The following is a 10,981-nucleotide window of genomic DNA, read 5'->3' as shown; positions in this document are numbered from 1 at the left end:
GGATAAAAAACAAAAACATTTATGAGGATAAAAAATAGTATTCCGTACTTCACGAACTCTCCTAAATACCTAACGCCATGCTAAGCGGCGCATAAATAGTTGGCTATAATTTGCGAGGAACGAGCACAGCCAACTGTTTTGTGTCCGTTTGAGCAACTTGTTAGCTATTAATTTCGACAAACTTAATGTCTGGAAACTTTTCTAAAATTAATTGCTTTACTTTTTGAGTATACTTTTTGGATAACCAAAAATCTTCTGCGTGCTCACTATAATTAAAAAAAGATAAGCAATTACCTGCAAGTTGTATACGATTAATTTTGCTTAACTTTAGCTTTACTGGTGAACTAAAGCCATAATCAGTTTCAATTGTTGGGTTAACAGTGACTATGTCACCATTGATATTGATAAAATCCTTATTCTGATTTTTACGCTTTCGATATAAAAATGAAATAATCGAAGGTAAAATTATAAATAAGTAAAAATGTTCGAATAGTAAATCCATAATCTGATTTTAATAGCTAACGCCTCACTAAGAGGCAAAAAATAGTTGGTTAAAATAAGCGACGCAGGAGCAAAAACCAACTGTTTTTTGTCCTTTTAAGTGACTTGTTATAACCCTGATACAAAGTTACCACAAGCAATACTAAACACACCTTGGGATAGCAACTCTCGATTTGATTTAATTAATAATTGTTTATCGCGAACGATTTTAAGCCAACAGACATATAGCTCAAATAACTCATCTTTTGATTTCATTTGATTAGGATCTTTCTCAATCTTAACTAATAACATTATTAAGCCCTCTAATAGCGAAATAATATTGAGTTTTAATGAGATTGCTAACCTTGTGGTAGTAGGTGAAAGTACAGATAAGTCGTTATCGCTTGGATACAACTTTCCATCTATGAAGTCACGACGATATTCGGAGATCATTTTATAGATTTGTTCTGAGCTAAGTTCACTATCTTTCATTTTCTGATTAGCATTTGAGATCATTTCTTCAAATGCTCCATTCAGAAATAATTCACTCTTCATTTCTTGGAGTTTATCTTTAAACTCCTCATTTATCTTTAATATTTCTTCAATGCTATTGCACTTTTCATGCTTCTCAGCCCAACGTAAGCCCACACTAGATAATTTAAAATCGGAGTCATTTCCTTCGATTATTTTCAAAGACCAGTGCACCAAATAAGCATCAAGCTTTGATGTTACATTTCGTTGTTGGTGTGCAAGTTTTATCGATTCCCTGAAATAGAAAACTAAAATCGCACTTATTGCTGCCCAGAATATGGTCACGGACTCTCCGAAGGGTTATAACGTTTACATTAATAGGCTAAAAAAGATTGGCTACAATCGCGAAGCGAAAGCCAACTTTTTTAGTCCTGTTGAATGCCTTGTTAGCGGGCAACTACCGAAAAACTAACAAGTAACACCATACTTTAATTTTTACATTGAACCTGAAAAGGGCAGAACAATGCAAATGAATTTCAAATCTTTATGGAGTTTGCGAATTTGTTGACTAGAAAAAGAAACTAATCTTAAAAATTTTTAACCCTAAACTTCGTTGCCCGATAACGCCACCATTAAGCGGCAAATAAAAACTGGCTAAACTTGTGAGGCACGAACAAAAGCCAGCTTTAATTTGTCCACTTGAATGCCTTGTTATGTGTGGCGCAGAGCTTTAGCGGTTTACCGCTTAAACCTGAGCCTTTTAAGTAGCTTATAAAATTTACGTTAATAAATACACAAGAAAGTTTAACTGGAAAAGGGCGCTTATTTAGAACTCATTTTCCGTAACTTAAAAGTTTGAACACTTTAAAATTTAACTTTGATAAAAAGCTTTACCGAGTTTAAACGATAATAAAAATTAAGGCATGCTGATGCCACATAACGCTTACATTAATAGGCTAAAAAAGATTGGCTAAAATCGCGAAGCGAAAGCCAACTTTTTTAGTCCTGTTGAATGACTTGTTAGCGGGCAACTACCTAAAAACCAACAAGTAACACCAAAACTTAATTTTTACATTGAACCTGAAAAGGGCAGAACAATGCAAATGAATTTTAAAACTTTATGGAGTTTGCAAATTTGTTGATTAGAAAAAGAAACTAATCTCAAAAATTTTTCACCGAAAACTTCGTTGCCCGATAACAGTTTATTATGAGGAAAAAATCCTTCTTTCACACAGGTTTTTCAAATCATAATATAGTAATTGTGTTTTAATCCTAAATTAAAAATATCCTACATTCAATCTATTACATCTATACACGTTAAACTTTTGTTCAAAATACAATAACAGACTGGATCAAATGCGGATTTACACTAAGCTGTATAAATAAACAGTTTTCTGGTGGTTGATATGACGTCTCCGTATTTAACATTGGTTATAGAAAAAATGCGTACCAAACGATACGCTAAACGAACAATTGAAACATATGTATACTGGATTAAAGCATATATTAATTTTAATAAAAAGAAGCATCCCGTAAGTTGTCATAACCGCGAAGTTGAAAACTTTTTATCGTATTTAACCAATCAATTGAACCTAGCACCTAGGTCGCAAAGTTTAGCACTCAATGCGTTGGTATTTTTGTATAAGCACATTGTCAATAATCCGCTCACATTAGAACTTGAATTTAATAAAAGTCGAATTCAAGCAAAGCTTCCTGTGGTATTAACACCGAAAGAAACACAATTATTACTAAGTCATGTTGATGCTAAGTTCGATTTACCAATTAAACTTATGTACGCCAGTGGTTTACGATTAATGGAAGTGGTGCGATTACGTATCAAAGATATCGACTTCGATTATCTATCAGTACAAGTGTGGCAAGGAAAAGGCGGTAAAAATCGCAGAGTTACCTTAGCAAAAGAGTTAGTCGAGCCGCTTAAAAAGCAAATAAACATTGCTAAAGCCATGGCGGAAGCGGATAAAAACGCACCTGATTATGCAGGTGTTTGGCTGCCCTTTGCATTGTCGCGCAAATATCCACAAGCAAAATTAGACACGCTATGGCACTACTTATTTCCTTCTTTGCGCCTTAGTTTAGATCCTGAGTCTGGTTTTCGGCGCAGACATCACATCGACCATACTAGTTTGCGTAAGGCGGTTAAAGTGGCGACAGCAGAGGCTAAAATTGAAAAAAACATCACGTGTCATACCTTGCGTCATTCCTTTGCCACACACTTGTTACAGCGAGGCGCAGATATTCGCACCGTACAAGAGCAGTTAGGGCATACCGATATTCGTACGACACAAATTTATACGCATGTAATTGAACACGGAGCCAATGGTGTTAGAAGCCCTTTGTCTGATTTAGCAAATGTATAACAAGATCAGTAATTAAACGATAAGGCATAAAAAAGCCGTTAAAGAATGCTTATCTTAACGGCTATTTTGGTAGTTAACTGGAATTATGTAAGCGTTAAATATTGTTCGTTACATCAACCGACAATTTAAGCATTTGCCCTGGTTGCAAATATTTTCTGCTACTTAACCCGTTCCAGCGTTCAATATCTTTTATTGATACATTAAACTTATCTGCAATACGGGCAAAAGAGTCACCACGGCGCACTTTGTAGGTAATATTGCGCATTATCGCTTGTTTGCTTGACGCATTTGCCGCAGCACCTGATTTTTTAGCTTGCCAAATTACAAGGTTTTGGCCAACTTTTAGTGTGTCTCTTGGCGCCATGCCGTTCCATTTAGCGATGCTTTTACTGCTCACCTTATACGCTTGACCAATATCCCATAAGGTATCGCCTGATTTAACTTTATGGGTTAATTTGGTGCCGTTATAGCTTTGGCTTTGTTTTTTCGCAATACGTTGTTCTTGTGAAAAAATATAGCTATCAAGTGCTTGCGTCGCAACAGGAATTAACAAGTATTTTCCGGCGCGAATTTGCGAGCCTTGAATTTGGTTTACCTGCTGAATAAGCGCGGTCGTGGTATTAAATTTTTTGGCTATTTGGCTCAAGCTATCGCCCGATTTAATTTGATAACGCTGCCATGCAAGTCGCTCTTTTTCACTTAATTTATCTAAACCTGCTTGAAACTTTTCTATCTTGTTATTTGGAATAACTAAATAGTGAGGCCCGTCAGGGTCGGTTGACCAACGGTTAAAGCCCGGGTTTAAATGTTGTAATTCAGCCAGCGACAATTCAGCAAGTTGCGCCGCTTTTGCTAAGTCTAATTGTGAACCAATATTAATTTGTGAAATCACCGACTTATTTTGAATGTCGTATAACTCAATATTAAAATCGGCAGGGCGCTTAATAATATCGGCTAAGGCAAGTAGTTTAGGTACGTAAGCTTCAGTTTCACTTGGTAAGTCGAGTGACCAAAAGTCGGTTGGCTTGTTTTTGCGGGCATTATTTTTTACTGCGCGTCTAACTCGACCTTCGCCTGAATTATACGCTGCTAAGGCTAATAACCAGTCACCGTCAAAATAGCCGTTGAGGTATTTTAAATACTTAATGGCACCTTGGGTTGACGCAATAACGTCGCGTCGTCCGTCGTACCACCAGTTTTGTTTCATACCAAAACGCTCACCAGTGCCGGGTACAAATTGCCACATGCCTGAAGCGCGACCGTGTGAATAAGCAAACGGGTCAAAAGCACTTTCTACAATAGGGAGCAGGGCTATTTCAACCGGCATATCGTTTGCTTCTAGTTCTTGAACGATGTAGTACAAAAACGGTTCGGCGCGTTTGGCGACTCGGTCTAAATAACTGGCGTGTTTAACATACCAATTACGCTGTGAAACAACACGTTGATTTTGTGGAATATCAAATGCCATTTTAGCTTTAATATCTTCCCATAAATCGTCAGTGACTTGGGTTTCATCAGATACTGAAAATTCCACATCAGCAATAGGGTGCATTACTGAATTTGCTTCGTCGCTAAGCAAAGCGAGGCTAACTTCCGCAGGAGTCGCCGTGTCGGCAATTAACGTTGAGTTTTGGTCTTGTTTCGATTTTTCTGACTGAAAAGGTGTGCTTTGACAACCACCTAACATTATTGACACAGCAATGGTAAGGGGAAAATAATACTTCATGAAAACTCTTGTCTACTTAATATAACGGCAAGTGTCACTTATTTAGTCAGTTTATTCAAGACTGACTTGTAACAATGGCATTAAAAATTGTCTTTCCATTGGCGAATTGCTGCAAATACTTCCACTTCATTAGCAAGTGCGTTGTTTACATATAGCGCGGCACTTTCTGCTACTTCCGTTTGATCTGAACGTAAAAACGGGTTGATCTTTTTCTCTAACGCGATGCTAGATGGAATTGTTGCTTTGTTTTGAGCGCGCAATTGCTCTACCTGATTATAATAATTGAGTAGGTCAACGTTGCTTGGCTCAACCGTTAAAGCAAAGTGCAAGTTAGCCTGCGTATATTCATGTGCGCAATAAACTTGAGTCTGTTCAGCTAATGCTGCTAATTTACCTAGTGAATGGTGCATTTGCGCTGGTGTGCCTTCAAATAGTCGGCCGCAACCACCAGAAAACAATGTATCGCCGCAAAATAATTTATCTTGGCTAATGTAAGCAACATGCCCTAAGGTATGCCCTGGTAAATCAATAACGTTAAACGTTGCGTCAATCGCGCTTAAGTTAACCTCGCTTTGCTCATCAACGCCAACATCACCTTCTTTAATGTCGTTATTTTTAGGGAAATAAACACATAGTGGCCATGATTTTTGCTGACAATAACGACGTAAATCGGCCAAACCACCAATATGGTCGCTATGGTGATGGGTAATTAAAATATCGGTCAGTACTTTGTTGTGTTGCTCGATATAGTCAATGCAAACTTTTGCGTCACCTGGATCAACTAATACCAGATTATCACTTGTGCTTTGCGTTAATGCCCAAATATAATTATCTGAAAAAGCAGGAATTGCCGTTACGGTGAAGCTATTTTGCGACATAATTTTTCTCTATGGTTACACTGTATATACTAAGGTTTAAACGAGCACTTAAATTAGCGTTCAAATTCACGATTAAATTAAGGCTTATAGTAATGGAAGTTAGGCTGTGATGAAACCCGCATTATCTTTTCGACAACCGCAATCTCCCAAAGCGTGGCGAAAGCTGCCTAATGGCGAGGTGATCCTTAATGAAATTAATCAGCAATTAGCGCCGTGGTGGCCAAAATTTTTTGGTTATCATTTACTCAAAGTAGGCGCGTTAAGTGCTGATGTTGACTGCACGCTTAGCCCAATTAAACACCAGCTCACGGTTTCAAGCTTTTCAAAAAAAGCTGATGTTATTGCCGATGTCGACGATTTGCCTTTTTTAGAGCACAGTGTTGATGTTTGTTTGTTAAGCCACACTTTTGAATTTTCGGTCGACCCTCATCATGTGGTGCGCGAAGCGAATCGTGTGCTCATTCCCAACGGCTATTTAGTTATTACTGGCTATAACCCGTTTAGTTTGGCGGGTTTAAATAAAGTCGTGCCGTATCGAAGAAAACAGTCGCCATGGAATGAACGTTTTTTCTCACCAATGCGGGTCAAAGACTGGTTGCAATTAATGGGCTATGAAATTTTAACCGATCAGCGCACGTTGCATAGCTCTTTGGTTGGCAAACTAGGGCAAGGCAAGCTTACCTCATATTGTCAAAACTTTGCCAGCAACTATTTACCAAGTTTGGGCTCTATTTACATTATTGTCGCTAAAAAGCGGGTATTGCCACTTACGCCAATTAAACCTAAATGGAAATTACGACCTAAGTTTTCACCAGTGAAAGTCTCTACCATGAATTCACCTAAAACAGGCTCGTCGTCTTAATTTAACCTTGGATGAAGCAAAGGTTTCACTTATGATGCGGTTATTATTTTTATCGCAGGTAACAACACAATGCATCGTAGTGAATTTGAAAATTTTTTAACGCAATTATTAAAACCGGAACAAATTAAAGATTACTGCCCAAACGGCCTGCAAATACAAGGCAGTGAGCAAATCAATAAAATAGTTACTGGCGTAACGGCGTCACAAGCGTTAATCGATAAAGCGATTGAATTAAATGCCGATGCTTTGTTAGTTCACCACGGTTATTTTTGGAAAAATGAATCGTATGTGATCAAAGGTATGAAGCATACCCGTATTAAAGCGCTGCTTGATAACAACATCAATTTGTTTGCTTATCATCTGCCACTCGATATTCATGCCGAGTTAGGCAATAACGCGCAATTAGCCGATTTATTAGCAATTATTAATCGTCAGCCGTTAGAAAGTGGTAATCCGCTTAGTGTTGCTGTCAAAGGCGAATTTGAACATGCCATTTCCGCACAAACATTAGCGCAGAACATTTCAAAAACCTTAAATCGTCAGTGTTTGCATTTACCGTCGGGTAACAATCAAGCAATTAAAACCGTTGCTTGGTGTACAGGTGGCGGACAAGACTATATTGAGTTGGCGGCCGAGCAGGGCATCGATGCTTTTATTTCCGGTGAAGTATCAGAAAAAACGGCGCATATCGCCACCGAAATGAATATTCACTTTTTTGCCGCAGGCCATCACGCCACCGAGCGTTACGGCGTAAAAGCATTAGGCGAATATATTAACGCCGAGCTTGGTTTATCGGTCGAGTTTGTTGATATTGACAACCCCGTATAAAACGCGGGTTAACTTGTCGCTTTTATAAATATTGCTTTAACCACTGAACAAATCGCCCAAAGCTTTCATACCAAACATGGGTGGTTTGCTCAAAAGCTTCGCTGTTTGGCAAATAGTACTGCCAACTTTTCTCACCATAATAATCTTTTACCCAACGCGAGGCCGGCGCGGCAATGGCATTCACACCTTGTTGTTCAAAATAGGCTAACGCTCGTGGCATATGGTCGCTGTTGGTAATTAGTATTACCGGTTTATATGTTACTCTTGCGCTAATTAATTCGGCTTCTTCTTCGGTATCTTGCGGTGTTGGCTCGGTAATAATCAGTTGCTCATTTACGCCTAATTCAACTAACGCTTGTTTAATCAATTCGGCATTCGGGGTTTTATCACTGCCACCAAAACCTGAGGTGATGATGTGCGCGGTAGGGTAGAGCTGATGAATTCTTAACGCTTCAATGGCGCGCTGCAAAGAACACACTCTTAATTGACTAACAGCCGGTAAACTATCGTCAGTAACGTGTCCGCAGCCTAATACCACAATGTATTCAACAGGCTTATTCGCGTAGGTAAATGCCTCATGGTTGTCTTCAATCGGCTTCATCATCATATCTGACACCACAGGTAAGGATGAAAGGATCAGCAACAAAATACTGACAAATAGACAACGGAAACTCAATTTAGGTGAATATCGGTGCAATATTAACGCCGCAAGCATTAATAAAATAATAACGTTAATGGGCATAATTAATACGCCAATAATTTTTTTAAACAGAAAAAGTATATCCATAACCCTATTCACATCGCGTTAAGTGTTGTCATGGTAAACAATTGATTCGTTAATTAAAAGTAACAAGCGCGTTGACAAGGATTTCTACTCGCTTCAGGGGATTGACAAGAAAACTCATTTCTCTAAATAAGAATTGAGCGTACTTGGTTCATTTATTTCTAATAGACGTCTAAAAGTCTATTGCAATTAATGTTCAATTAAGGTCTAATAGCCGCGTTGTAAAATTACATCATTTTGAGTGTTAATTCCTCATGATGTGATTACAGCACCAGAAGAGGCGCGTTAGCTAGGTAGATTATTCGAGGAACCACAATTCCGATGACAATAATTGAGGGGGACTAACGCCGAGGGCACTAACTGTGTGGAGGTTATTGTTCGGTTACTAGGGTTGAATCCTTAGAATTGTCACCAATTTGGTGGAGGGCTTCTGGCTGAAAATGTATAAGTCTAATTGCTTCTTGCTCGCTTTATCTTCAGTCATGCTCTTCCTTGTATTAATACGAATCAATGAATAAGAGTCATTGATTGTTAGGGAGACCTTTATGTCATCTAATAATAGTAAAAACCTTACCGTTGCCAAATTTGGCGGCACCAGTGTTGCCGATTTTCAGGCGATGCAACGTTGTGTAAACATTATCAAAAATGACCCAGCAACACGTTTAGTGGTTGTTTCCGCTAGCTCTGGCGTGACCAACAGCCTTGTGCGCCTTGGCCAAGAAAATGTTAGCGAACAAGAGCGTATTCAAACCATTGACAGTATTCGCGCGATCCAATTGAATATTGTTGAGCATCTAAGCAATAAAGCTGACTTTATTGATCAAATCGAAACCTTGTTAGCTTTGCTTAGTCAAACTGCCGAACAGCAAGCAGCGCATTACAGCGCAAAAACCGCCGATGAAATTTTGTCTTTTGGCGAGCGTATGAGCTCGACACTTTTTGCTGAAATTATGCGTATGGAAGGTTTGCCTGGTGAATGTTTTGACGTGCGCCAAGTCATGAAAACTAACAGCCTTTACGGAAAAGCTGTCGTTGATGTTGACGAATTAAAAAGTAACTGCAGTGCATTATTAAAAGCAACGCTTGAAAACAAAGTGGTTGTGACGCAAGGCTTTATTGGCCAAGACGGTTTAGGGTGTACGACCACATTAGGTCGAGGCGGTTCAGATTATAGCGCGGCATTATTAGCTGAAGCGTTAGACGCTGACAACCTTGCGATATGGACCGATGTTGTTGGTATTTTTACCACCGACCCAAGAATTACCTCGCATGCGCGTGCGATCAAAGAAATTAGCTTTGGCGAAGCGGCTGAAATGGCAACATTTGGCGCGAAAATATTGCATCCGGCGACCTTAATTCCGGCAATGCGTCATAATATTCCAGTGTTTGTCGGTTCTAGCAAAGAGCCAGAAAAAGGCGGCACTTATATTCAAAAACAAGTTGAGTCTCGTCCAACATATCGCTCTATTGCCCTAAGAAAAGAGCAAACTTTGGTAACGGTGAAAAGCCCAGCTATGCTGCATGCCAGTGGTTTTCTTGCCAAAGTATTTTCAATTTTGGCAAAACATGAACTTAGTGTTGATTTGATCACCACCAGTGAAATTAGCGTTGCGTTAACGTTTGACAACCCTCCTGGCTCAACGCAAGCGCAATTAACGGATCAGGTGATTAAAGAATTAGGTCAATTAAGCCAAGTAAAAGTTGAAAATGGCTTATCACTTGTTGCGGTTATTGGTAATAATTTACATAACGCACAAGGCACTACCAGTACAATATTTAATACCATTGAGCAATCGAATGTGCGTATGATTTGCCAAGGGGCAAGTCAACACAATTTATGTTTCTTGGTTAATGAAGATGCGGCTAACGATGTCGTTGAAAAATTACATCACAAACTATTTGCATAACGTTACCTTAAAACTAATTAGTTAACACTAGTGACTTAAAATTAGTAAGTTAAAGCAACTACCTTAAGTTAACGTAATAAAAAAGCCTTATGACAATCTTGTTCATAAGGCTTTTTTGTTTAACCGGGCAGCGACGTTACAGTAGCTTTTCAATATCATTTATAATGGCTTCAGGTTTTGTGGTGGGCGCATAACGTTTTACCACCTCGCCATTTTTAGTCACTAAAAATTTAGTAAAATTCCATTTCACTTTTTCGCTGCCTAAAATGCCACGCGCTTGCGACTTTAATAGTTGGTAGAGCGGATGCGTATTCGAGCCGTTAACTTCAACCTTATCAAAAAGTGGAAAAGAGATATTAAACTGTAAATCACAAAATTTGGCGATTTCTTCATTTGAGCCTTTTTCTTGCTGACCAAATTGATTGCACGGAAAAGCTAACACTTCAAAACCTTGTTGATTAAAACGCTGGTACAGCTCCTGTAGACCTTGGTATTGTGGCGTGAATCCACATTGACTGGCGGTATTTACGATCAACAGCACTTTGTCTTTATATTCAGCCATGCTGTGTTTGGCTTGTTTGTTATCGACCACATCAACGTCATAAATGGCGCTCATTTTTATATCCCTTTAAATTTTTCTAGTATGTTAGCGTTAATTGTTAAAAAT

General features: G+C 38.7%; 9 protein-coding genes and 1 riboswitch. Of the genes, 4 read left to right on the top strand and 5 right to left on the bottom strand.

From position 1 onward, the window contains the following. Positions 1 to 609: 609 nt before the first annotated feature. Positions 610 to 1,296, bottom strand: coding sequence for a hypothetical protein (locus ACRRSQ_RS16530; RefSeq protein ID WP_440876868.1), 687 nt, complete (start codon positions 1,294 to 1,296; stop codon positions 610 to 612). Between the two features lie 1,061 nt (positions 1,297 to 2,357). On the opposite strand from ACRRSQ_RS16530, the gene ACRRSQ_RS16525 reads away from it, so the two are divergent. Next, positions 2,358 to 3,329 (top strand): integron integrase, encoded by a 972-nt coding sequence (locus ACRRSQ_RS16525; RefSeq protein WP_440876867.1) that lies wholly within the window; start codon positions 2,358 to 2,360, stop codon positions 3,327 to 3,329. Between the two features lie 94 nt (positions 3,330 to 3,423). Here ACRRSQ_RS16525 and ACRRSQ_RS16520 read toward each other — a convergent pair whose 3' ends face one another. Together ACRRSQ_RS16520 and gloB are read right to left on the bottom strand one after the other, a co-directional pair. Next, on the bottom strand, positions 3,424 to 5,055 hold the full coding sequence (locus ACRRSQ_RS16520) for a LysM peptidoglycan-binding domain-containing protein (RefSeq protein ID WP_440876866.1): 1,632 nt from the start codon (positions 5,053 to 5,055) through the stop codon (positions 3,424 to 3,426). A gap of 80 nt (positions 5,056 to 5,135) precedes the next feature. Continuing rightward, entirely contained in the window at positions 5,136 to 5,933 is a 798-nt protein-coding gene (gloB, locus tag ACRRSQ_RS16515) for a hydroxyacylglutathione hydrolase (protein ID WP_440876865.1), read from the bottom strand. Positions 5,934 to 6,042: 109 nt separating this feature from the next. Here gloB and ACRRSQ_RS16510 point away from each other — a divergent pair, with 109 nt between their 5' ends. After that, entirely contained in the window at positions 6,043 to 6,795 is a 753-nt protein-coding gene (locus ACRRSQ_RS16510) for a class I SAM-dependent methyltransferase (protein ID WP_440876879.1), read from the top strand. Between the two features lie 69 nt (positions 6,796 to 6,864). Continuing rightward, a complete protein-coding gene (locus ACRRSQ_RS16505) occupies positions 6,865 to 7,623 on the top strand; it encodes a Nif3-like dinuclear metal center hexameric protein (RefSeq protein WP_440876864.1) in 759 nt (252 codons plus the stop codon). Positions 7,624 to 7,645: 22 nt separating this feature from the next. Here ACRRSQ_RS16505 and ACRRSQ_RS16500 read toward each other — a convergent pair whose 3' ends face one another. Then, the gene (locus ACRRSQ_RS16500; RefSeq protein WP_440876863.1) at positions 7,646 to 8,410 is read right to left on the bottom strand and encodes a YdcF family protein; all 765 of its coding nucleotides are present in this window, start codon (positions 8,408 to 8,410) and stop codon (positions 7,646 to 7,648) included. Between the two features lie 264 nt (positions 8,411 to 8,674). Further along, positions 8,675 to 8,845: riboswitch (Lysine riboswitch) on the top strand. A gap of 107 nt (positions 8,846 to 8,952) precedes the next feature. Between ACRRSQ_RS16500 and lysC the strand changes: the two genes are divergently transcribed. Then, positions 8,953 to 10,314, top strand: a complete 1,362-nt coding sequence (gene lysC, locus ACRRSQ_RS16495; RefSeq protein WP_440876862.1) for a lysine-sensitive aspartokinase 3 — start codon at positions 8,953 to 8,955, stop codon at positions 10,312 to 10,314. Positions 10,315 to 10,450: 136 nt separating this feature from the next. Here the strand turns inward: lysC and ACRRSQ_RS16490 are convergent, their stop codons facing one another. Next, on the bottom strand, positions 10,451 to 10,930 hold the full coding sequence (locus ACRRSQ_RS16490; protein WP_440876861.1) for a glutathione peroxidase: 480 nt from the start codon (positions 10,928 to 10,930) through the stop codon (positions 10,451 to 10,453). Between the last annotated feature and the right edge of the window lie 51 nt (positions 10,931 to 10,981).

The sequence above is a fragment of the Thalassotalea sp. PLHSN55 genome (assembly GCF_052030545.1).
GTDB lineage: Bacteria > Pseudomonadota > Gammaproteobacteria > Enterobacterales > Alteromonadaceae > CANMXU01.
Note: the sequence above shows the minus strand (reverse complement) of the source record. Positions and strands in the feature narration are given on the sequence as shown.